Raw genomic sequence first — 23,707 nt, 5'->3', positions numbered from 1 at the left:
GCGCAAAACCGGGCAGGCGAGGGTGAAATGGCAGATCGGGCCACAGGGGGGGAAGGAGGCCGTCCGGAAGGCGAAAGGAAGAGGCCTGCCGGAAAAGGGACCTTTCCTTTTACCGTGAAAGAGGAGCGTCCTGCGGCCGGTAAAGGAAACAGATATGCCCCTTCTCGCGAAGAAACCAATTTTTCTGCGGGAGGATTCAGCGCTTCCGCCGGTGGACTGCAGACGGTGAGAGTGTTCTTGATTGGCCTGCCGTCTCAAAGCGGTATTGTCTGTGTCATCGGTCAGCACCTCGCCCCGAATCACAAAGAAATCATGCCGGGGATCCTTCAGGGGGGAATAAACCTGAAGGGCTGCCGCGCGGAGGGTCATCTCAGGGTCGAGTCGGACCGCATCCATACTACTGCGCCCCATAAGAATACGTCCATCTCGCACGGTTCCCCCCACTTCTTCGATATTTTCGTCATCCGGACCGATTCCCGGCTCGCCGCGCGCACAAAGCCGTACCGGACGAGGGACAACAGGATTGACGAAGGAGCGGCCACCTTTACGGACATGGCGCTCGCCAAGGAGCGGGAACGAAAACTACGCAGGACAACGCATACCGGAGAAAGGGCAATTAATGAAGAGGAAGGTAAAAGAGAATAATTTGCCTGTCCCAAGGACGCTGCGCCGTCGGGCGGAGGAGCGGCTCAAGGCGGAAAGGGTCGAAACCTTCGTGCCCCGGAGTACACTGGAGGGAGAGAGGCTCGTGGTCGATCTGCAGATCCACGAGATTGAGCTGGAGATGCAAAATGAAGAGCTTACCCGCGCGCGTCTCAATGCGGAAGAGTCGCAGGCGAAATATGCCGATCTCTACGATTTTGCGCCGGTGGGATATGTTACCCTCGACGAATCGGGCCGTATCACGGAGACAAACCTGGCCGCGGTAACCCTGCTCGGCGCACAGAAGGCGCGCCTCATAAAACGGCCTTTGCGCTCCTTCGTGCACCCCGATTTTCATGATATCTTTCATCTCCATGTAATGCAGGTACTCCGCTGGAATGAGAAGAGAGTGTGTGAGCTGGTCCTCAGGAAGGAAGACGGCACTTTCTTTCACGGTCAGCTGGAGAGCCTTCCGGTGCAGGCAAACAGGCACCGCGCAATCCGGATAGTGATCCAGGACATTTCGGCACGCAAGAAAGCGGAAGAGGAGCTGAGCCGGGCGAAAGAGAACCTGGAACAGACCGTGGCGGAAAGGACGCAGGAGCTGAGCCGGACTTATGAAAGGCTTGCCGTAGAGGCGGAGGAGAGGCGGCGCCTGGTGACGGCTATCGAGCAATCCGCTGAAGGGGTCCTCCTGATTGATGAGGCGGGTTTGAAGGTGGAGTACGCGAACCGCGCCTTTCTTCTGCTTTCCGGGTATGAGCGCGATGAATTCGTCGGCAGCGACGTGAGGATCTTAAGAAGCGGCGAGCGGGAAGAATCCTTTTACGAATTCATCCGTCTGGACATAGAGAAGGGTAATACATGGACCGGTGATTACCCGCTCAAAAGGAAGGACGGTGCGGTAATCCTGGTGGAAAAGAATATTTCCCCCATAAGGGATTCTTCCGGAAAAGTCGTATCCCGGGTAGTCACCTGCCATGAAGTGACGGAGAAGCGCCAGCTCGAGGCCCAGCTCCGGCAGGCCCAGAAGATGGAGGCCATCGGTACCCTTGCCGGGGGCATAGCGCACGATTTCAACAATATCCTGGCTGCGATCATAGGTTTCACTGAAATGGCGCTTGACGACATCCCATCGACGAGTCCCATGCAGCACCATCTGGAGCTTGTCCTGAAGAGTGGGTTCAGGGGGCGCGATCTGGTAAAGCAGATCCTCGCCTTCAGCCGAAAGACCGACTATCAAAGGGCGCCCCTCGCGCTGGAGCCACTCGTGAAAGAGACGCTGAGACTATTGAGGTCGTCCCTGCCTGCAACAATCGAGATAAGGACGCAGATCGAAACGATCAAGGATACGGTGATCGCGAGCCCATCCGAGATCCAGCAGGTGATCATGAACCTGTGCACCAATGCCGCATATGCCATGCGCCAATCAGGCGGCGAATTGACGGTGGCCCTGGGCGAAGCCCGTATCAGGCCCGGCTCGGAAGCCGATTTGAAGCTTCCGCCGGGAAAGTACATCGAGCTCACGGTAAAAGATACGGGAACGGGTATTGACCGGGAGGTCTTAAAAAGGATATTCGAGCCTTTTTTTACCACAAAGGAAGTGGGGCAGGGGACGGGCCTCGGCCTATCGGTCGTCTATGGTATAGTGAAGGGCTTGAATGGAGAAGTCGTGGTGGAGAGCACCCCCGGGATAGGCTCCGCCTTCAGGATTTTCCTTCCCAGGGGGGAAGAAGCGCTCGTGGCCGATGAGAAACATACGGCAAGGGTGAAGAGGGGTAAAAAAGAGCACATCCTTTTTATAGACGATGAGAAAATCCTCGCGGAGCTGGGGAAGAGCCACCTGGAAAGGCTCGGCTATGAGGTAACGGCCATGACCGACGGCATGAAGGCGGTCCGGTTGTTTTCAAAGAACCCCCAACAATTCAATCTCGTCTTCACGGATATGACCATGCCCGAAATGACCGGTCTTGACGTGGCAAGAAGCCTGATAGAGAAGAGGCCGGACATCCCCATCATTCTCTGCACGGGATACAGCGACGACATATCCCCTGAAAAAGCGGCAGCCATGGGAATCAAGGGGTTCCTGATGAAGCCCCTCTCGAGGGCCGAGCTTGCCACATCTCTGCGCCGTGTCCTCGATAAAAAACAGAAGGAATGACAAGGCGGAACCGCCGTTCCTTTTTCTAAACCGCCCCTCTTTTACCGGATACGTGGGATGGGAAGACCGAACTCCCGTCCCGTCGCCGGTACGACCACATTTCCGCGTAGAATGAAACCACAAAATTAAAGTCCCTGGAGCGACAGACGGTCCCGTTGGCCATGAATATTATGTGTCTAGCGGCGACAGTCGGGAGGGAGGCGAAGGCAATGTCTTACCGGAGAGTTATTCTTTTAGGGCCGGAGCCGTAGGGATCGTCTCCCTCCCCTCTGCACAGCCGGGAAGGAGGGCATAACGGCCATACTCGAAATAACGGCGCTCGTCGTTTCTCTTCTCCTCTTTCTGGGGTTGACCGGTTTTATCGTGGGCGCCTTCATCAGATCGACCATGGATGTGGACGATGAGGCCGAGCTCATCATCGACGGGCTGGAGGATACGAAAGCAAGGTGCAGGTGATCGCCTCCCGGGGCGAAGGGACCTATATCGCGCTTTTTCTATGGGCAATTCAATCTTTTGAAGTAAATCGAATCATATCGTGGAAAAAAAACGGCTTTTCATGTATCATTAACGGGCAGCCTTGCCTGCATTCAAGACTAAGGAGCCCATATGTCGAAACCTAAGGTGCTGATCCTCATCGGCAGTGATAGTGATCTTTCCGTGATCGAGGAAGGAGTCAGAGTATTGAGACAGGCGGGCGCGGGGGTGAAGCTCGATATCTCCTCCGCCCATAGAAATCCTGAAAAAACAGCCGAATATGCACGTACCGCCCGGGACCGTGGTTTTGAGGTCATTATCGCCGCGGCAGGTCTTGCCGCCCATTTGCCGGGTGTAATCGCGGCTCACACCACTTTGCCCGTTATCGGTATTCCCATGGGCGGGGGCAGCCTGAACGGGGTTGATGCGGTACTCTCCATTCTTCAAATGCCCACAGGCGTTCCGGTGGCCACCGTGGGCATCGGCGCGGCCCGCAACGCGGCCATCCTGGCGCTCCAGATACTCTCGATCAAATATCCTGCAGTGGCGGAAAAACTCAAAGAGATGAAGGCGGAGCTGAAGAGGGAGAACGACGAGAAGTCCGCCCGCCTCGAAGGCTACTCCGACAATTGACAAGTCAATCCGCCTTCTGATAAGGTGTTCCTTACATGCGTAACTCGATCACCGATGTGCCGGGCATTACGGTAGGACACGCGTCCGATTTTACGGGGTATACGGGATGTACGGTAATCCTCTGCGGATCGGGCGCGGTGTGCGGCATAGATGTCCGTGGAAGCGCGGCAGGCACCCGACAGGTGGATGCCTTGAGCGTCGGCCATATCGTGGACGAAGTTCACGCGGTACTCCTTGCCGGTGGAAGCTCGTTCGGCCTCGATACGGCGAGCGGCGTCTCCCGTTTTCTTGAGGAAAAAAACGTAGGTTTCGACGTGGGATCCGTCAGGATACCTATCGTGCCGACGGCGGTCATATTCGATATCTTTTTCGGCGACTCCAGGATACGACCCACGGGCGAAATGGGATATGAAGCCTGCCTCAATGCGGGAGAGTCGGTGGAAGAGGGGAGCGTCGGTGTCGGCGTCGGGGCCACGGTGGGCAAGCTCTTCGAAGTGGGGAGGGCGATGAAGGGCGGCGTGGGCACGAGCAGCGTGATTATGCCCGACGGCCTTATCGTGGGCGCCCTGGTCGTGGTAAACGCCTTCGGTGATATTATCGATAATGTCACGGGAAAAACAATCGTCGGGGCGAGGAAAGCCCCGGAAAGCCTCGAATTCTCAAATACCGTCGATGCTATAAGGGCCGGAGTGGTCAAAAAGCAGTTCGGCCTCGTCAATACCACTCTGGGTGTGGTCGCCACCAACGCCCGCTTCCAGAAAAGGGAGATCACGAAAGTAGCCCAGATGTCCCAGGGAGGGCTCATAAAAACTATAACCCCCGTCCACACCACTTTTGACGGGGACCTCGTGTTCGCCATCTCGAAAGGCGAAATCCAAGCTGATGTGAACAAAGTGGGCATTCTGGGGGAGTTTGTTATTGCCGAAGCGATAAAACGGGCGGTAAAGAAAGCCGATGGGTTCGGCAAGATTCCCGCCTTCAGAGATATTACCAAGGGCTGGAAGACCACCGGATGACGGGCCCCTTCAGGGCGTCCTGCCATGGAATGCCGGAAAGGAGAACTTAAGCGATGGAGAAAGTTGAGGAAGTCGCACGGGTAATTAAAGAAAAGGGTTACGTGGTGGGGTTTACCGGGGCAGGCATCTCGGTGGACAGCGGCATACCCGCCTTCAGAGGGGGACAGGGACTCTGGGAGAAGTATGACCCCATGGAATATGCCCACATACAGGCATTCCAATCGAACCCCGCGAAGGTCTGGACCATGCTCAGAGAGATGTCGCGCGTCATATTCGACGCGGAGCCTAGTCCCGCCCATAAGGCGCTCTCCGACCTGGAGAAGAAGGGCTACCTTAAATCCGTGATTACCCAGAACGTGGACGGACTCCATCAGGTGGCAGGCAATACGGACGTCATAGAATACCACGGCAATCACCGTTGGCTCACCTGTCTCGACTGTTCGAGAAGGGTGGCGCTCTCGCGGGACAATATGTCGATAACGCCCTTTCCCACCTGTGACCGCTGCAATACACCCCTCAAGCCCGCAGTGGTCTTCTTCGGCGAAGGCATACCCATGACGGAGATGATGCGCGCCAATGTCGAGGCGGGAAGGTGCGGCGTGATGCTCATTATCGGTACCTCCGGCGTCGTCTATCCGGCCGCCGAAATCCCCTATGCGGCGAAATCGAAGGGGGCGACTATTGTGGAGATCAATGTGGCGCCCACACCTTTCACCTCTTCCATCACCGATCATTATCTCGAAGGCAACGCATCGGAGATACTGCCCGGTATCGTTGCACTTCTCTGAGGGATCGCTCGATGACCGATACCTACAATGCCCATACATTTTGCGTCATTATGGCCGGCGGCAGGGGCGAGAGGTTCTGGCCCCTGAGCACCGATAATGCCCCCAAGCCTTTTCTTGCGCTCATGGGTGGTAAGAGTATGATTCAGCTTACGGTGGAGCGGGCATTGAAAATCGCGCCGTTGGAGAGGATTTTCATCGTCCTCGGGAGGGCCCACCTCGATATCGCCAGGCAGCAACTCCCATTCCTCGGGGAATCGAATTTTCTTGTAGAGGTCGAAGGAAGGGATACGGCGCCCTGTATAGGTTTGGCCGCCGTCTCTCTGCAATCAATCGATCGCGACGCGATCATGGTCACCCTGCCCGCGGACCACTACGTGCCGGACACGGACGGCTTCGTCCGGACCATTCTTACCGGCATAGAATGCGCGATGACAGGGGATTACCTCGTCACCATCGGGATCACTCCCACGAGGCCGGAGACCGGGTACGGCTATATCAATGCGGAAGAGCCTTTCGGACAGACGGGGGGACCCTGCTATAAAGTGAAGGGGATTGTGGAGAAGCCGGATGCGGAAAAGGCCCTTGCCTACCTTCATGAGGGGACCTATTACTGGAACGCGGGAATATTCATCTGGCGTGCCGCGGTGGTGCTCGAAGGCATGAGACGCCACATGGCGGAGCTTTACGCAGGGCTTATGGAGATGAAGTCGATCAGTGCCGAAAAAGGCGAGGCCGCGGCCAAGTCGATCTACCGGCGCCTGCCGCGCAAATCGATAGACTACGGTCTTATGGAAAAGGCGGAGAACGTGCTCATGGTGCCGTCCGGTTTCGTCTGGGACGACGTGGGCACGTGGACCTCCCTTCTCAGGGTCTTCGATTCCGACGAACAGGGAAATTACCGGGCCGGGGAGACGGAGTGCGTGGACACGGAGCGCTGCGTCATATACGGGGACGGTATCACGGTCGGCACCCTTGGAGTCTCCGATCTCGTCATAGTGGCATCCAGACAGGGAGTACTCGTGAGCAGTACGGACCGGGCCCAGGAAGTGCGGGAAATAGTAAAAAGGATCGAAGGCAGGAAAGAAAAAACTCAAAAACTGCAGTAGCCCGGCGGCCCCTGCGGTCCCCTCGCGGAGGAGCCGAAAGGAAACCTGATGATCTCCAAGACCTTTACTGCAACACTCTTCGGTATTGACGGCGCAAAAGTGGACGTGGAAGTGGATATTGCCTACGGGCTTCCTTCTTTCAGTATCGTGGGTCTGCCCGAGGCTTCCGTGAAGGAGAGCAAAGAGCGGGTAAGGTCCGCCATAAAGAATGCAGGCTTCGAGTTTCCCAACGACAGGATCACGGTGAACCTCGCACCGGCGGATATGAGAAAAGAGGGGTCCTCTTTCGACCTCCCCATAGCCATAGGCATACTCGCATCCATGGGAATTATGAAAGGAGAGGCGGTCGCCGACTATCTCGTGGCAGGGGAGCTTTCCCTCGACGGTCGGATAAAAGGCGTGAGGGGCATTCTGCCGGTCGCCATTCTTGCCGCGCGCGAGAAAATACCCCATCTTATCGTCCCCAGGGAAAATGCCGGGGAAGCCTCGATCGTTCAGGGGATTACTGTCTACGGGGCAGCCCACCTCATCGATATCGTCCATTTCTTCCGGAAGGAAGGGGACCTCGAGGTTTTCGAAGCGACCGGGGACGACGGGCCTGCCCCCAACCCGGACCATGGACTCAGCTTTTCGGACATAAAAGGCCATAACCAGGCGAAACGCGCCCTCGAGATCGGGGCGAGCGGAAGCCATAACATCCTCATGATGGGTCCCCCCGGATCGGGCAAGACCATGCTCGCCCGCCGCATTTCGACCATCCTTCCCCCTCTCGTCTATGAAGAGGCGATCGAGACCACGAAGATCCACAGCATCGCCGGTTTTCTCGACCACCAGACTTTTCTCATCAAAGAGCGCCCCTTCAGGTCTCCCCACCACACGATCTCCGATGCGGGCTTGATAGGGGGAGGCCACGTTCCCAAGCCGGGCGAGGTAAGCCTTGCCCATAATGGAGTACTTTTTCTCGACGAGTTTCCGGAATTCAGAAGAAACGTGCTCGATGCGCTGAGGCAGCCCCTGGAGGACGGAAACGTGACCATATCGAGGGTTAACCATTCCATCAATTACCCCGCCAGGTTCATGCTCATCGCTGCCATGAACCCCTGCCCATGCGGATACTGGGGCGATTCCCGCAGGTCCTGCGTCTGCAACGGCGCCCAGATAAGGCGCTACAGGTCCAAAGTTTCGGGACCCCTCCTGGACAGAATGGATATCCACATCGAGGTGCCTCCCGTCACGATAAGAGAGCTCTCTACGGATAAAGAGGAAGAATCATCGGAGGCAATAAGAGGAAGGGTCGCCGCGGCGAGGCGCATTCAGGAAGAACGGTTCAAAGGCAAGAAGATCCATGCCAACGGCCAGATGAACGCCAGAATGGTAAAAAAGCATTGCACCCCCACGGAAACCGGCCAACAGCTCCTGGAAAAAGCAGTTGAAAAATTCGCCCTCTCCCCAAGGGCCTATCACAGAATACTGAAAGTAGCCCGCACCATAGCCGACCTCGACCAAAAAGAGCACATAGAAGATGCCCACATAGCAGAGGCGATACAGTACCGTGCGCTCGATAAGAGAATTTCCTTGTAGGCACTCTGCCGGATTCTTCCGCAGCTATTTATGGGGCTTGCGTCGCCCCCTCCAACGGCAAAGCCGTAGGAGCCTCCCCCTCGGCTCGCAGAAGCTCGCTTCTGACCCTTGGACAGGGGTTGCCGTCCTTGTCGCGCTCCTCGATGTACCTTCAGGTACGCCGCCTAAAGCGCCTACTGTTGGCTGCGTCGGCTCCTCCTAGTCGCCTCAATCTGCGAAAGAAATCGACACAGTATATATTGGAGCAAGTCCACCGCACATGACTCTTTTCCCGTCGACTAACGACTGCCCCCTCTGCTGTTGACTAGCGACTAGCGACTAGAGACTAGAGACTTTCTTCTCCGGTATTTCCACCATCACCGATTCCCCTTTGGCGCATACTTCTCCTTCTGCGGAGAGGGTGAGGCTCAGGAGCACTTTTCTGCCTTTTATCTCTGTTACTTTTGCGCGGATTTCGAGCTCTTTTCCTATGGGGGTGGGTTTTATGAAATCTACTTTGATCGATGCGGTGACGAAGCGGGAGATGGTCTGCTCGTTGAGGGGCAACCCCTCGGCCCGCACTTTTGCGGCTGAGGCCGTGCCCGAGCTGTGGCAATCCATGAGAGACGCAATAAGGCCGCCGTACACATTTCCGGGATAACCTCCTGAATAGGCGGCATCGGGTAAGTAACGGCAGACGCTCTCTTCTCCATCCCAAAAGCTCTTTATTTTGAGGCCCTGGTGATTGAGGCGGCCGCATCCGAAGCAATGGGCGTATTGGTCCGGGTAATAATCCTGAACTGCTTTTGTATCCATTTCTCCTTTCCTTTCGTCGACGGACAAGGCAGGAGCCGTCCTCCGCCGGCACCTCCAGTAAAACCCATTAACGGCCGCAGTGTCAAGCGGAGATTGGATTCTCCCGCTTCATGACGTTGACAATGACGTTTTCCTGGTGTAAAATTTGAATGGATGAACGTCGTAATATTGTATACAAATAATAGAGATTCAGGTAGATTGAGATGATCAACGAGCCGCACAGGAGATGAAGGCCTCACAGGTTGGGGTGCGCGGGAAACATGTCGTGCCGGGAGCCGAAGAGTCCGGGGATCATCTCAAATTTATACTCACGGGGAGGTAAAGGATGAGTAAACCAAAGATTTTGCTGGTGGACAACGATATAGATTTCGTTGATCTCAACAAAGCTGTCCTCGAGAACAACGGGTTCGTGGTCGTGCCCGCGTTCGCGGGACGGGAGGTGATGGACAAGGTGCGGTTCGAAAAGCCGAACGTCATTGTCCTCGATCTCATGATGGAGAAACACGATACGGGCTTCGCGGTTGCCAAAGCATTGAAGGCCGATCCCATTTACCGGAACATACCCATTCTCATGCTGACTGCCGTGGGGGCCGAAACGGGCGCGGACTTCACTCAGGAGCTTGACGGTTATTGGATGAAAACCGATGATTACGCGAATAAGCCGTTAGCGCCGGAAGACCTGGTCACAAAGATATACGGGCTTCTCGCAAAAGCGAAAAAGGCCGCCGAGCGAGGGTATGACGAGGGAGTATTTTAACGGGTGTTCCCGGCAATAATGCATGTCGGCAATTATAACGGTTGATGATTGACAGACCACGGGTCCTGATAGTCGGCAAATCACGCGATATCTGCCAAAAATACCGCCCCGTTGCGGTGGAAGGGGGTCTCTCCGTCCATATGGCTGAGGATGGGAATTCTGCCTTTGCCATGGCCGCCAAAGAGGTCTTTGACCTCGTGGTGATCGATCTTTCGACCGGGGACCGGGGATTTCCCGGCCTCATCGAGCGAGTGACACAATCGGACCCGGAAACCGTGGTCATCCTGATTTCAGACATTGCCGGACCGCAGCGCCCATCCGACAGGACCGTGAGTAACGAGGCCTTCGAGTGCCTGAGAGCACCTTTCAACGCGGAGGAGCTTTCATCCGCAATAACCCGGGGACTTGCACGGAGGCGGTCGGCCGTCCGGGCAAGGCAGCTCACGGCCCTCTTCGATTCCATGGCCGAGGGGGTTTTCGTGGTGAACAGGGAGTCCAAGGTACTCCTTTCCAATCCGGCGGGACTCCGTATGCTCGGAATCAATGGACCGGTGCAGGAAGGGATGAGGATAGAGCAGGCCCTTGGACAACAACCGGGGCTTGCAGGCGCAATAAGAAGGGCCCTTTCGCAGGACTTATCGGGATTTGTGAGTATCACCGAAGAAATCGATACCGGAGTTTCAGGTGCGCCCTTGTTAATGGCCACTATCACGCCTTTCAGGGATTACCGGGGTGAGGACGGAGGCATAATCTGCACCCTTCGCGGAGTTGCGGCCCGGACGGGCACGGAGCACGTGAAATCCCAGTTCGTCTCCATGGTGACCCATGAATTGAGGGCGCCTCTGGCAGCGGTGGAAGGATATCTCACTGCGTACCTTACGGGCGCGGTGGGGAGCGACCCGAAGATCAACCGGCAGATGCTCGAGAGGGCGAGGCTCAGGACACATTCGCTCCTGGACCTGGTGAGCGACCTGCTCCAGTACAGCCGTCTCGATTCCAGGCGCGTCGAAAGAAGACGGGAGCTTATTAATCTGGCCGATGTGATCGTCGGCACAATGGAGCTGATGAAGACCCAGGATGAGAGCAAGGAGTTGAAGTTCAGGACCCATATGGAGGCAACTCTCCCTCTGATCGAAGCAAACAGGCTGGAGATGGAGCAGCTTTTTACGAACCTCATTTCCAATGCCATTAAATATAATGTAAAAAAAGGCATAGTGGAAATCAGCGCGGAGGTAAAAGAGGGGATGGCCGAAGTCAGGGTTTCCGATACAGGCATCGGCATCGACCAGGAAGACCTCCCCTGTATATTCGACGAGTTTTTCAGGGTATCGGGTCCCAAGACCAGGTATACCACGGGAACCGGTCTCGGCCTCTCGATTGTGAAGAAGATCGTAGACGCCCATTTCGGCACCATCAAAGTGGAAAGCGAAGTGGATAAGGGGACGACTTTCGTGGTGAGACTTCCTCTTGGAGCCGGTCGGCACGAAGAGGTGGACCGCGGCGGCCTCGGCGGGAGTGAATCGGAAACAGCGGGGGTGTGCGGGTGAGCGGCCCGATGAAGGCATCAAAAAAAGAAATTTTGGGAACACGATAACGATAAAAGAGGAGAGAACATGGCCAGAGAAATGAGACTTAATGAAATAGTGGAGAAGCGGCAGTTAGCGCCTTCAATCACACTTTTTAAACTTTATGTCCCTGATATTGCGAAGAAGGTAAAGCCCGGCCAATTCGTGGTGCTCCGGGCGGACGACTATGCGGAGAGGATCCCCCTCACGGTCGCAGATTTTGACCGGAACGAGGGCGTCATCACGATCATTTTTCAGACTGTGGGAACATCGACGCAGAAAATGGAGAAGTTTGAAGCGGGCCAGGCAATCCTGGATGTGGTAGGGCCCCTGGGGAAGGCGAGCCATATCGAGAAGTTCGGCACCGTGGTCTGCGTGGGCGGCGGCGTGGGTGTGGCTCCTGTCTATCCCATCGCAAAGGCCCTTCACGATTTCGGAAACGAGGTGATCTCCATAATCGGGGCCAGGAACAAAGAGATGCTCATCCTCGAAGATGAGATGAAGGCCATAAGCTCGGAGCTCTTCGTCACCACCGATGACGGCAGTTACGGCCATCACGGGTTTGTGACGGACGTACTGAAGAAGCTGATCGCAGAGGGCAAAAAGATCGACCTCGTGATCGGGATAGGCCCGGTGGTGATGATGAAGGCGGTGACCGATGTGACGAGGCCCTATAAACTGAAGACCGTGGTCAGCCTCAATACCATCATGGTGGACGGTACCGGGATGTGCGGGTGCTGCCGCGCCACCATCGGCGGCGAGACGAAGTTCGTCTGCGTCGACGGACCCGAGTTCGACGGCCATCAGGTCGATTTTCCCGAGCTGGTCCTGAGACAGAGGATGTATAATCGCGAAGAGCGGAGGGCCATGTGGGACCACCAGTGCAAGCTCGAATCCCAGGCCAAGCAGCTGAGGAAGACAAAAAAGCGGGAAAAGATGCCCGAGCAGAATCCGAAGGTCCGGATCCAGAACTTCGACGAAGTCGCCCTCGGCTATACGAGGGAGAACGCAATGCGTGAAGCAGCCCGGTGCCTCCAGTGCAAGAATTCGCCCTGCGTCGAAGGCTGCCCCGTCAATATCACGATCCCCGCCTTTATAAAGAAGGTCAAGGAAGGCGATTTTCTCGGCGCCATCCATGTGATAAAAGAGACCAATGCCTTGCCCGCCGTATGCGGAAGGGTGTGCCCGCAGGAGTCCCAGTGCGAGGAGAAGTGCGTCCTCGGCAAAAAAGGCGAGCCTATCGCCATCGGCCGCCTGGAGCGTTTTGCCGCTGATTTCGAGTCGAAGCAGGGCGACGTGCGCGCGCCCGAGGCGCCCAAGCCTACGGGAAAGCGGGTCGCCGTAGTCGGTGCGGGCCCCGCGGGTCTCACCGTCGCAGGCGAGCTGGCCAAGAAAGGCCATGACGTGACGGTCTTCGAGGCCCTTCATAAGGCAGGAGGGGTGCTTGTCTACGGCATCCCCGAATTCCGTCTCCCCAAGGCGATCGTGCAGAGGGAAGTAGATTACGTGAGCAAGCTCGGCGCCAAAATAAAGGTCGATACCATCGTGGGTCAGACGGTGACCGTGGACGAGCTGATGGCCCAGGGGTATGACGCGGTCTTCGTGGGCACGGGCGCAGGCCTCCCCTATTTCCTCAATATACCCGGCGAGAACTATAACGGCGTCTATTCAGCCAACGAGTTCCTCACGAGGGCGAACCTGATGAAGGCCTATCTCTTCCCCAATTACGATACCCCCGTCCGGGTAGGCAGCAGGGTGGCGGTCGTGGGCGGCGGCAACGTGGCCATGGACTCCGCGAGAGTGGCGAAGAGAATGGGCGCCGATCACGTCTACCTCATCTACCGCCGTTCCCGTGCGGAGATGCCTGCGAGGGCGGAAGAAGCCCACCATGCGGAAGAAGAAGGCATCGACTTCAGGCTCCTCACGAACCCCATAAAAGTTGTGGGAGATAAGAGCGGCTGGGTGACGGGTATCGAGTGCGTGCAGATGGAGTTGGGCGACCCTGATGCATCGGGCAGAAGAAGGCCCGTGGAGAAAAAGGGTTCAAACCATGTAATCGACGTGGACGTGGTGGTAGTTGCCATAGGCCAGGGGCCTAACCCGATTCTGGCCCAGAGCACGGAAGGCCTCGCCCTGAGAAGGTCGGGCAACATCGAGGCGGACACGGAAACAGGAAAGACAAGCAAAAAGGGCGTATTTGCGGGCGGCGACATCGTCACCGGCGCGGCTACGGTCATCCTGGCCATGGGCGCGGGAAGAAAGGCCGCGGCGGCCATGGACGAATATCTGAAAACCGGAAACTGGGAATAAGATACCGTAACAAAAATATACAGGAAAGGGGCCCTCCGTAAAAGGCGCGGCCCCTTTCCTCGCTTCATGAACTTCTTTGCGCGATTTCTTGCCGAAATACCTTGCCTGTTGTTGCATAACCCGTTAAAAATCTTTACTATATCTTTAAAATATGAGGCGCCGAGCGGGGCAGCAGACGGGCCGACTGGCGCCGGAAAACGAGGAGGTAGATGGGTGTCTCTAAAAGTGTGGCTCAAGATGACCGGCTTGGCAGTGGTAGCGGCAGCCCTTTTCGCGGGATGTTCGTCAACTCCGGCGCCCGTGACCGCCCAGCCCCAACCTTTGAGGGTCGGGGTGGCGCGCGAGTTCCCTCCCTTTGTGTTTCGGTCAGGTGATGCCTATGCGGGCGCGGAGGCAGATTTTGCGAGGCGTCTCAGCATCGCGCTCAAAAGGCCCCTCTATTTCGTGCAGCGGAATTTCGAAGACCTGATCCCTTCGCTCCTATCCCGTGAAATAGACATCATCATGGCAGGCATGACGATTACTGACGAAAGGAAGGTGAGGATCGCCTTTTCCGATTATTACCTCAAGGGCGCCCTTGGCATGGCCGTGCGCGCCGACCAGGCGGGTGAATTCAGCTCATTGAGGGAAGTTCTTGCCGGCGCGCAGGCGGTCGGCGTAGTGGGGGGCACCACCTCGGAAGCTTACGTGCGCCGCACTTTTCCTTCGTCCATACGGGTCCTTCTCCTGGGCAGGCCGTCGGATGCAGCCTACGAGCTGAAGGCGCGGAGGATCGACGTATATGTGGACGATACGCCGTCCATTGCGTGGCTCGCCTCTTCCAATGCATCTGAAATCCGGGGACTTTTTGAACCACTCGATAATACGACGTCATATTACGGCTGGGGTATAAACAAGGATAACCAGGAGCTTCTGACCCGGGCAAACGCCGCCCTGGACACGTGGAAACAGGACGGCACCCTGGATAGTATCCTACGCAGATGGCTTCCCTATCTGAAGACATACCGGTAGGCAATCACTCTTTTCGCAAGGAATGGAGGGTGGCGTGAATGAGCAGGCTTAAGGATTTGAAAGTGCCCGTATTCTGGGCGGAGGGGCACCCGGGAGAACTCGACCGGCAGAATTGGACGGTCGAAGTGACGGGGACCTGTAAAAAGCCGGGAACATTCTCATGGCAGGAGTTCTTATCCCTCCCTAAGACAGTGGCGGACACGCGCCTCACGAGTGTCACGAGATTTTCTGTAAGGGGCAGGTGGGGCGGCGTCAGGGTAGCCCATCTCCTCGATATGGTGGAGCCCGACGAAGGGGTGAGATTCATCCGCTTCTGGTCTGTGGGCCGTAAATACCATACCTCGATCCCTCTCGAGGTGGCGCAGAGGGAGAGAACCCTTTTGGTCTATGAATTTGACGAGGAATACCTGGACGAGGATTACGGCGGTCCCGTGAGGGCCTTCTGCCCCTACCTCTGGGGCTACAAATCGGCAAAAAGCGTTGTATCCGTGGAGCTCATGGACCATTACGTTTCAGGCTTCTGGGAGAGGCTCGGCTATCCCGACGAAGCGCTGATAGAAGCAGGAAAAGTACGGGACATGAACGAAGGAGGAAGATTGAGGGCCATACCCCCCGGTGAAGTCGTCACCTTCCTCGATTAGTTGGATGCGATCGACTTCTCCGCTATACTTCGCCGCCTTGTCGCGTCTTTTTACAAAGAACCCCGCCTCCAACGGAAGCGGGGTTTCAAATGATCGACAGATATTATTATCGCTTATTTGGCTGCCTTTTTCTTTGCTTTTGCTTTCTTCATCGATTTTTTTGTCTTTCCTGCCTTTGAAGCCTTGTCTGCCTTTTTCCCACCTATCTTTTCGACTTTGATGCCGTCTTTTTCATATCTTAACACTACCTTGTCGCCCGCCTTGATGTCATTTGCACTTGTATAGCCTTTCAGTCTCGCATTTGAAAGATCGAATCCGACGGCAGCGCCCTTACCCTTCACGGTAGCGATTTTCGAGACGCTGTCATAATTGGTGACGGTACCCACAAACCCGGCCCTGGCCTTAGCCTTTGCCTTAGCCTTTTTCGCCTTAACCTTCGGTTTCGCTTTCTCGGGAGCGGGGGCCTTATCGGCCGGGGCCAGGGCCTTTTCAGACGCGGGGGCTACCGCTTTGTCGGGGGCCGCGGCAGCTTTATCTGCAGCGGGCGCCTTCGCCTTGTCCTGCGCCAAGCCATGAGACACAAATGCAAGGGAAATAAGTAATGCGAGACCGAATAAAAAGACTTTCTTCATGCCCTACCTCCAATTAGAATTTAGTAAATCTATATTCTCTGTTTTAATGATTTGCAAGAAATAAGTCAATAACCAAATTTAGCGCAAAAGCCCGTTAATGCGTGTAATGCGTGTGAAGCGGCAGAGGCGGAAACTACTCACGGTAATTGTTATTCATGGTTTATCAGTTGTCATTGGGGATTGGTGACCTAATTATGAGGGGCTGCAGTCTTTCCCAAATCAAGGCGACAAGGAGGAGCGCGGTGAAGGCGTAGTGGAAAGCAGGCTATCCACTGATGCAATCGGCGGCGGATTAAAAGAATTACGCCCTTATTAAAATGAGGGGCGTGAGTTAGCTCGCACGGCGAGCGAGAGGGGAAGGCTCCGCGGGCTCTGCCCGTGGAGGGGGCGACGCAAGCCCCATTAAATTGTACGTCGAAATCGTGGGACGACGCAGGCAACGCGGAGTTGGGGAAGAATCCAGCCCCGCCCCGCTTAAAGTCCCAAAAATTGGATGGCCAGCCCGCACATGCATATCGTTGCCCCTGCCAGTGCATGGCTGAACCGCTCCAGGCGGCCCAGGGGGACGAGGTTAAGCCCCATGGATGAGACCATGACCATTCCCAGCATGGTCACGATAGTTACGACTCCAAAGACCGCAGTTACCCATATCACGCCCGCATAACTTCCCTTTGCGGCGGGATACATGAGGAGGGGGATAAGGGGCTCGCAGGGGCCGAATATGAATATGGTGAAGAGTATCCAGGGCGTGAGGTTCCTGCTCTCTTTCGGGGCATGGATATGGACGTGGTCCTTGTGATGGATATGGGTATGGGAATGAACCTCGTCGTCCTCGTGAAAATGTACGTGTTCATGGGGCTTGTTGCGGATGGCCCTGCGCACGCCCCAGACGCAATAAACGAGGCCGAACATGATCAGGGTCCAGCCCGCCAGATTCCCGCGAAGGGTTTCGAGAAAGGTGAGTTTCGTGACCGCTACACCCAGGGCGATGCCGAGAAAGCCCAGAATCACCGAGCTCAATACGTGACCGATGCCGCACAGCACGGTCACCCACGCCGTCATCGGCGCCGACCATTTCCTTGCCCTGGCCATGACGATAAAAGGCACATAATGATCGGGTCCCATAAGGGTATGGAAAAACCCTACGGAGGCGGCAGTCACTATAAGGAGCTTTAATCCCTCTGCAACATCGAGCACGTCCGGCACCCCCGCATGAATATTGGAGAAGTAAGAAACGCCCCATTATACCATTATGGTACCTGCAACACAAAACTTCAGCCTTCCCGGCCTCATGTCAAGTAATATGTGAGAAGGCGTCCATCCTGTCGCTTTCATCTCCCAAATTTGGATGCCCCTCCGTCATCTTGTGAGCCGAGCGGAACTCACGGGATCACCCGTGCAGTACTCCCCTCATCCCCCCGAAGGGGGCCGCCTTCTTTTTTGGTTTGCAATAGACGGTCTATTGTGGCAAAATATTACCGGAATCAGGGTATTTACCTCAGAGGGGCAATCGAAATATGGAAATTTACAGAGCAGACCAAAGTAACATCGGATCGGTTGATTTTAACAATCTCACTTTTGGCGAGGTCTTTTCGGACCACATGCTGAGTCTCGATTTCGAATACGGCCATTGGCTGACGCCCCATATCATGCCATTCGGCAAGATCGAGATTTTCCCGTCCCTTTGCTCTCTCCATTACGGTCAGGCAGTATTCGAGGGACTCAAGGCCTTTTACGTAAAGGGCGACTCCATCAATATTTTTCGCCCTGAAAAGTACCACGAGCGGTTCAACAGATCGTGCGCGAGGCTTTGCATACCCGGCATGGGCTTCGATCTTTTTATGGAATGCCTTGACGAGCTCATCCGGCTGGACAGGGACTGGGTCCCCAGGCAAAAGGGGTGCTCCCTCTATATCCGGCCCTTTGTCTTTGCCGCCGACAGCTATATCGGCGTCAGGGTCTCGAAGACTTATACCTTTATGATCCTCACGTCTCCTGTGGGCGCATACTACAAGGAAGGCATGAACCCGGTGAGGCTTATGACCTCCGGTGAGTATGTGCGCGCAGTCCAGGGAGGACTGGGCATGGCCAAAACTCCCGCCAATTACGCGGCGAGCCTGCTGCCGGCGGAAGAAGCCCATAAAAAAGGATTTACCCAGGTGCTCTGGCTCGACGGGATAGAGCGGAAATACGTCGAAGAAGTAGGCACCATGAATATTTGCTTCGTGATCGACGACGAGCTTGTCACTCCGGCCCTCGAAGGCTCCATACTTGCGGGAGTGACCCGTGATTCGGTCCTCAGGATCGCGAAAGACTGGGGAATCAAGGTTACGGAGAGGAGGATTTCGATCGACGAGGTCTTCACTGCATCCAAAGAGGGCAGACTGAAAGAGGTATTCGGCACGGGGACCGCCGCGGTGATCTCGCCGGTAGGAGAGATCGAGCACCAGGGCGCCCTTATCCGGATCAATGACGGAAAAACAGGCGATCTCTCCCAGAAGCTCTACGACGAGATCACGGGTATTCAGTACGGAGAGCGGCCCGACAAGTTCGGCTGGCTCCGGACCCTCTAGGCATCCTGATTCATACGTTCATTTCGCCTGATTCGGGGATGGGCCGATATGGCTTGATCCTCCGGATCGTCTCGTGCAAATTTTTGACTTGATTCACCATAGTATGATAAATTAGATGGGAATAAGGTGCCCGTTTCGGCGTAAGTGCTGTTGAAGCACGTCGGGGAAGGGACACACATTTAAGGGGGTAAACAATGGATCATTCGATAAATCATCGGTTCAAACTCCTGACTCTAGGAGTAGCGGTCTTCTTTCTTTTGTTCCTCGGTATGGAATCCCTCGCCCTCGCACGGGCGGGAGGAGGCCGGTCATCCGGCAGCACGGGTTCGAGATCGAGCGGCTCTTACAGGTCGACCTCTCCCTCAGGAAGTTATCAGCGGACCCAGCCCACGGCGCCCGCCCCAAGCATGGCGCGGCCTTCCGCCGGACGGAGCTTTCTCGCCGGTCTTGGCGGCGGTATGGTAGGCGGTATGCTGGGCAGCATGCTTTTCGGCGGACGCGGATACGCCGGAGGCGGAGGCGGCTGGGGAGGCGGCGGCGGATTCGGAATAGGCGACTTCCTGTTCCTCATCATCATCCTGGCGGTAATCTACTTTGTATGGAAGCATTTTAGGAATAAACGGGCCATGCAGTACAGCGGCACGGGAGGGGAGACCTTCGGGACGACATATGCGCAGGGGTACAGCGAACCCCTGCCGGGATCGGCCTCCGTACCGCCCCCCGCGCGATCGGACAATGTCTATGACGGCCTGCGCTATATCAGCCAGTCGGACCCTTCTTTTGACGAAGTCCGGTTCAAGGAAAACGTGGAAGACATGTTCTTCAAGATCCAGAGCGCATGGACGAAGAGAGACCTGAGTCCCGTGCGTCAGCTTCTCACGGGCCAGATGCTCACTACCTTCCAGGAGGACGTGAACAGGTACGCGGCAAACAAGCAGTTCAACCGCCTCGAAAACATCGCCGTCCGGCAGGTGGAGATCGTCGATGCGGTGCAGGACCAGGGCGAAGAATTCATCACGGTAAAGTTCCTTGCGAGCCTTCTCGATTACGTGGTGGACGAGACAACCAACCAGACCATATCCGGAAGCACGACCGATCCGGTAAAATTCCTTGAATACTGGACCTTCACGAGGAGGGTGGGCGACAGGAGCTGGACACTCGCCGGGATTTCTCAGGAGGGCGATTACTAAGGGTCCGAGATGACGATTACACCCGCCCGGGGCCGATGGCCCGGGCGGGTTTTTGCCATTATAGGGGCTGCCACTATAGGGGCTCACGTCGCCCCCTCCGATAGCAAAAGCTATCGGAGCCTCCCCCTCTCGCCCGCTGTGCGGGCTGGGCTGACGCAGGAGGATTTGTCTCTTTTCTATTTTTTGGCTTCAACGCATACACGTATGAATGCATCACACGTGCATTTTATAGGGGCTCACGTCGCCCCCTCAGCCGGCATAAGCCGGCCGAGCCTCCCCTTCTCGCCCGCGGTGCGGGCTAGGCTGACGCGGGAGGACGTGTTTCATTTCGTTTTTTACGGTTCAACGCACACACGCTTTACCGCATCACACGCGCCATTTATAGGGGCTCACGTCGCCCCCTCAGCCGGCATAAGCCGGCCGAGCCCCCCCTCCTCGCCCGCGGTGCGGGCTAGGAGACGCGAGAAGGATAAAATATATTGCTTGTATGCCTCACACGCATTCTCGTTTTCCGATTACACGTTTTACGGTTTCCGTATTACACGCATCACACGCATCACACGATTTACACAAGCTACTATTGCCGGGAGGGGAAATGGATAGAATAGATCGCGCGCTGCAGACCTTTAGAGAGGGGTTCAACTGCTCCCAGGCAATCGCGAGGGCTTTTGGCCCCTCCTACGGGCTTGAGGAGGATGAGGCCCTTGGGATCGCGGCGGCATTCGGCGGCGGCATAGCACGCACGGGCGGGACATGCGGGGCGGTGACGGGCGCCATGATGATTATCGGCCTCGCCTACGGCAAAAGAAGAGCGGACGACAAAGAATCCGTCGAGAGAACCAACCGCCTCGCCGCTGCATTCCTGGACCGTTTCGCCCGTCGCCATTATACGGTCACATGCAGGGAGCTGCTCGGGTGTGATATGAGCACCCCGGAGGGACTCCTCTTCGCAAAAACACACGATCTTCGTGAACAGCTCTGCGCCGCCTTCATAAAGGATGCCGCCGGGATTCTGGAGGAGCTCCTTTCCGGGGAAGGGGAGAGCACCCCCGGGAATGATCCTGCCTGTACGTAACGGGCGGTGCACACCGTCTCCGCCGGCATTATCTTTCTCTTAAGAACATTGCGGGAGGTTCATGTGGCCATAGGAAAGCTTGAAAGCCTTTCACCTTTTGAGATCCAGAAAAACCTGGAAGAGACTGCCCATAGCACCTGTCTTTCCCGTAATCGGAAGGGCGACCCCTGCAACGTGCTCGATGCGGGAAGGGCCAGCCCCAATTTCCTCAATACCGCACCCCGTCAGGCTTTGTCCCATCTTATCCTTTTCGCCTCCGAATGGGCATCAGGTCCGGGCGGGGGAGATTTCCTCGGTTTCAGGCACGAGAAAAGGGACCTTAACCGGGAGCTCAGAGAATACCTGGGACCTATAAAAAACCCTGGAGCGGAATTTCTCGATCACGCCCTGCGCTTTGCGGAAGAGGTCCTGGAACTCGATCCCGGCGACTTCGTCTATGAGCTCGCCGATGCCTCTCTCGGCGATTATTACCCTACACCTCCCCGGATACTTCCTCACGTAGAGAAATGCGTCGAAGCTTATCTCAACAACATCCTTTTTCCTGCCGGTGAAGCCCCTGAAGGGAAGTTTGCGTTCTTTGCCACGGAAGGCGCAACCGCCGCGATCATCAGCCTTTTTCGCTCCCTCAGGGCCAACAGGCTTCTCCTGTCCGGAGACCGGGTGGCCCTGGTGACGCCTACCTTTCCCCCTTATCTCGATATACCGGTCCTCACGGATTACGAGCTGGTCCGGATCCACATGGAAGTGGACCCCCTCTACGGAAGGCACATCCCCGATTCTGAGATCGAGATCCTGAAAGACCCGTCGATAAAAGTCCTCTTCATGGTAAATCCCACCAACCCCACTTCAACCTCCCTTTCCGAAGAAAGCCTCAGAAAGATAGGGAGATTCGTCCGGGAAGAGAGGAAAGATCTTATCGTAGTGACCGATGCCGTGTACGCTGCCCTCGCGGACGGACACCGCGACATCGCCGCGGAGATACCGGCAAATACGATCGTCCTTTTCTCCTATTCCAAGTATTTCGGGGCCACGGGCTGGCGCCTCGGGGTCGTAATGATGCAGGAGCATAACGTGGCGGATATGCTCATCTCCCGCCTGGAGAAAAAAGAGAGGACCCTGGCGGACAGGCGGTACGGAAGCGTCTCGGGCGACCCCGGCTCCATGAGTTTCATCGACCGTCTGGTCAGCGACAGCAGGGACGTAGCCCTTGTCCATACGGGCGGGCTTTCCTGTCCCCAGCAGGTCCTCATGTGCCTCTTCTCACTCTTCGGGCTTATGGAGGAGAACAGGACGTATAAGAAACAGGTCCAGGCCCTGCTCCTCAGGAGAAAATTGAACCTCTACAAAGGGCTCGGATTGGACCCCCCGGAAGATCCCCATGAAATCAATTATTACGTACTTCTTGACATTCCTGCCGTCGCGGAATCGCTGCACGGAAAACCCTTTGCCCGTTTCCTCAAGGCCCATCGCTCTGCCGAAGAATATCTCCTGAGCCTCGCCGGGAACAGGCTTACCCTTTGTCTCCCCGGGAGAGGCTTCGCCGCCCCTGCCTGGTGCATCAGGGTTGCCCTTGCCAATCTTGACGATCATGTGTATATCGCGGTGGGAAAAAATATCAGGGATACTCTCGAAGAATTCTATCACCAATGGAAGGCGTCAAAAACCTGATATGTCCCGGCAACCACGGCAACCTTATCATCCCGGGGGAAATCCTAAAAATTAATTGACAAAGCCTTTTCCGGCGCCTATCATTGTATACAGAGAGGGAATTGGACCGTATACGGACCGCAAATCGGTTCCTTCCTGCACAATGGGCCATAGTATTGATTTAGCAGGATTCTTCCGGCATACGTATACCCCATCCCGCTCCCAAGACGCATAAAAAGCTGCCCTAAGACGGGATGCAGCTAAGAGAAAGAGGAGGTAATCATGCATACTACCATCGGCGCAGTACAAAACAGCATCAAAACCGCCACCGATATCGCCGCATTGCTTCGTGAGAGCAACCTGTCGTTTCAGCATACCGAGCTGAAACTGAAGCTTGCCGACCTGGAGAGGACCCTGGCGGAAGCCAGGGGTGAGTTGGCCGAGATCCAGGAAGCGATGTCGTCGAAAGATAAATATATTTCCGAATTGGAGACCGAATACGAGGCCAGGAACAGGATGGTGATACACCTGTTGAACGATTGATTGTGCGCCGGCTCTCCCCATCGGGACCGTGGCGCAATTATAAAGGTATATGATTCGTGGGGGGGAGGTTTCTCGCCATGATCTTTAGGCCTTGCAGACCGAAGGGGGCAGGGCCTGAAAACCGGCGGCATTACCGGGGCCGATGATTATTGATTGGAAGTCGTCTCAGTCCCATACTTCGAGCATGGCGATTATAGTTTCCCTTATCTCATCCGTTACCTCAACCGCGGACATATGGGGTAATCTCAGGCAGAGCAGCGTATGAAGCTCTTCGTTGGTGAGTTGTGTATGGTCAGTCTTCATCGATATGCAGGTGGGCGGCGGCTTTCCGTTACTCATTTTTCGTGCCTCCATGGCATATATCATCCTTTACCCTCCCCTCGTATTTATCGATAAACAAGCAAAGGCCATGCCAAATCCCTTCTTGTTTATAACTTTAGGGAAGCAAAGCCTTTTTCTGTGGGTCCGCGTATCATGATGCCTTTGCTCCGGACAAGTTCGTCGAAAGGGGAAAAGAAAATCGACCATAATGTCGTATTGGCCCGGGCCCTGGGGGGGGGGGGGGGG

21 protein-coding genes are annotated in these 23,707 nt (G+C 55.9%); 17 read left to right on the top strand and 4 right to left on the bottom strand.

The genetic code is table 11. The features are described 5' to 3' along the window. Positions 1-27: 27 nt before the first annotated feature. The 7 genes from VGJ94_03870 (at position 28) to VGJ94_03840 (ending at position 8,401) form a co-directional block, all read left to right on the top strand. Positions 28-645, top strand: coding sequence for a chemotaxis protein CheB (locus VGJ94_03870; protein HEY3275735.1), 618 nt, complete (start codon positions 28-30; stop codon positions 643-645). Beyond that, positions 620-2,803, top strand: a complete 2,184-nt coding sequence (locus VGJ94_03865; protein HEY3275734.1) for a PAS domain S-box protein — start codon at positions 620-622, stop codon at positions 2,801-2,803. The genes VGJ94_03870 and VGJ94_03865 overlap by 26 nt, the downstream gene beginning before the upstream one ends. Positions 2,804-3,409: 606 nt before the next feature. Next, entirely contained in the window at positions 3,410-3,910 is a 501-nt protein-coding gene (gene purE, locus VGJ94_03860; GenBank protein HEY3275733.1) for a 5-(carboxyamino)imidazole ribonucleotide mutase, read from the top strand. A 35-nt stretch (positions 3,911-3,945) separates the two neighbouring features. Then, on the top strand, positions 3,946-4,926 hold the full coding sequence (locus VGJ94_03855; GenBank protein HEY3275732.1) for a P1 family peptidase: 981 nt from the start codon (positions 3,946-3,948) through the stop codon (positions 4,924-4,926). 53 nt (positions 4,927-4,979) lie between these two features. After that, complete coding sequence (locus VGJ94_03850; protein HEY3275731.1) at positions 4,980-5,714, top strand: NAD-dependent deacylase; 735 nt, start codon at positions 4,980-4,982, stop codon at positions 5,712-5,714. Between the two features lie 11 nt (positions 5,715-5,725). Next, a complete protein-coding gene (locus VGJ94_03845) occupies positions 5,726-6,820 on the top strand; it encodes a mannose-1-phosphate guanylyltransferase (GenBank protein HEY3275730.1) in 1,095 nt (364 codons plus the stop codon). Between the two features lie 48 nt (positions 6,821-6,868). Then, positions 6,869-8,401 (top strand): YifB family Mg chelatase-like AAA ATPase, encoded by a 1,533-nt coding sequence (locus tag VGJ94_03840; protein ID HEY3275729.1) that lies wholly within the window; start codon positions 6,869-6,871, stop codon positions 8,399-8,401. Between the two features lie 318 nt (positions 8,402-8,719). Here VGJ94_03840 and VGJ94_03835 read toward each other — a convergent pair whose 3' ends face one another. Then, a complete protein-coding gene (locus tag VGJ94_03835) occupies positions 8,720-9,196 on the bottom strand; it encodes a PaaI family thioesterase (GenBank protein HEY3275728.1) in 477 nt (158 codons plus the stop codon). 325 nt (positions 9,197-9,521) lie between these two features. On the opposite strand from VGJ94_03835, the gene VGJ94_03830 reads away from it, so the two are divergent. The 5 genes from VGJ94_03830 to VGJ94_03810 all read left to right on the top strand — a co-directional run bounded on the left by VGJ94_03830 (position 9,522) and on the right by VGJ94_03810 (position 15,480). Then, positions 9,522-9,953 (top strand): response regulator, encoded by a 432-nt coding sequence (locus VGJ94_03830; protein HEY3275727.1) that lies wholly within the window; start codon positions 9,522-9,524, stop codon positions 9,951-9,953. Positions 9,954-9,997: 44 nt separating this feature from the next. Beyond that, a complete protein-coding gene (locus VGJ94_03825; GenBank protein HEY3275726.1) occupies positions 9,998-11,500 on the top strand; it encodes an ATP-binding protein in 1,503 nt (500 codons plus the stop codon). 66 nt (positions 11,501-11,566) lie between these two features. Further along, positions 11,567-13,828: a bifunctional dihydroorotate dehydrogenase B NAD binding subunit/NADPH-dependent glutamate synthase gene (locus tag VGJ94_03820; protein ID HEY3275725.1), complete on the top strand. Its 2,262-nt coding sequence runs from the start codon at positions 11,567-11,569 to the stop codon at positions 13,826-13,828. 213 nt (positions 13,829-14,041) lie between these two features. Then, positions 14,042-14,839, top strand: a complete 798-nt coding sequence (locus VGJ94_03815) for a transporter substrate-binding domain-containing protein (protein ID HEY3275724.1) — start codon at positions 14,042-14,044, stop codon at positions 14,837-14,839. A 38-nt stretch (positions 14,840-14,877) separates the two neighbouring features. Continuing rightward, complete coding sequence (locus tag VGJ94_03810; protein HEY3275723.1) at positions 14,878-15,480, top strand: molybdopterin-dependent oxidoreductase; 603 nt, start codon at positions 14,878-14,880, stop codon at positions 15,478-15,480. A gap of 113 nt (positions 15,481-15,593) precedes the next feature. Here VGJ94_03810 and VGJ94_03805 read toward each other — a convergent pair whose 3' ends face one another. Both VGJ94_03805 and VGJ94_03800 read right to left on the bottom strand, forming a co-directional pair. Further along, complete coding sequence (locus VGJ94_03805; protein ID HEY3275722.1) at positions 15,594-16,112, bottom strand: hypothetical protein; 519 nt, start codon at positions 16,110-16,112, stop codon at positions 15,594-15,596. 474 nt (positions 16,113-16,586) lie between these two features. Then, entirely contained in the window at positions 16,587-17,309 is a 723-nt protein-coding gene (locus VGJ94_03800; GenBank protein HEY3275721.1) for a sulfite exporter TauE/SafE family protein, read from the bottom strand. 320 nt (positions 17,310-17,629) lie between these two features. On the opposite strand from VGJ94_03800, the gene VGJ94_03795 reads away from it, so the two are divergent. The 5 genes from VGJ94_03795 to VGJ94_03775 all read left to right on the top strand — a co-directional run bounded on the left by VGJ94_03795 (position 17,630) and on the right by VGJ94_03775 (position 23,140). Next, positions 17,630-18,685: a branched-chain amino acid aminotransferase gene (locus VGJ94_03795; protein HEY3275720.1), complete on the top strand. Its 1,056-nt coding sequence runs from the start codon at positions 17,630-17,632 to the stop codon at positions 18,683-18,685. Positions 18,686-18,879: 194 nt separating this feature from the next. Further along, on the top strand, positions 18,880-19,875 hold the full coding sequence (locus VGJ94_03790; protein HEY3275719.1) for a Tim44 domain-containing protein: 996 nt from the start codon (positions 18,880-18,882) through the stop codon (positions 19,873-19,875). Between the two features lie 595 nt (positions 19,876-20,470). Further along, positions 20,471-20,950: a C-GCAxxG-C-C family protein gene (locus VGJ94_03785; protein HEY3275718.1), complete on the top strand. Its 480-nt coding sequence runs from the start codon at positions 20,471-20,473 to the stop codon at positions 20,948-20,950. 63 nt (positions 20,951-21,013) lie between these two features. Then, positions 21,014-22,618, top strand: a complete 1,605-nt coding sequence (locus VGJ94_03780) for a bifunctional aspartate transaminase/aspartate 4-decarboxylase (protein HEY3275717.1) — start codon at positions 21,014-21,016, stop codon at positions 22,616-22,618. 261 nt (positions 22,619-22,879) lie between these two features. Then, a complete protein-coding gene (locus tag VGJ94_03775; GenBank protein HEY3275716.1) occupies positions 22,880-23,140 on the top strand; it encodes a hypothetical protein in 261 nt (86 codons plus the stop codon). Between the two features lie 165 nt (positions 23,141-23,305). On the opposite strand, the gene VGJ94_03770 is transcribed toward VGJ94_03775, so the two are convergent. Beyond that, the gene (locus tag VGJ94_03770) at positions 23,306-23,506 is read right to left on the bottom strand and encodes a hypothetical protein (GenBank protein HEY3275715.1); all 201 of its coding nucleotides are present in this window, start codon (positions 23,504-23,506) and stop codon (positions 23,306-23,308) included. Positions 23,507-23,707: the final 201 nt, after the last annotated feature.

The organism is Syntrophorhabdaceae bacterium, assembly GCA_036504895.1.
Classification (GTDB): Bacteria; Desulfobacterota; Syntrophorhabdia; order Syntrophorhabdales; family Syntrophorhabdaceae; genus PNOM01.
Note: the sequence above shows the minus strand (reverse complement) of the source record. Positions and strands in the feature narration are given on the sequence as shown.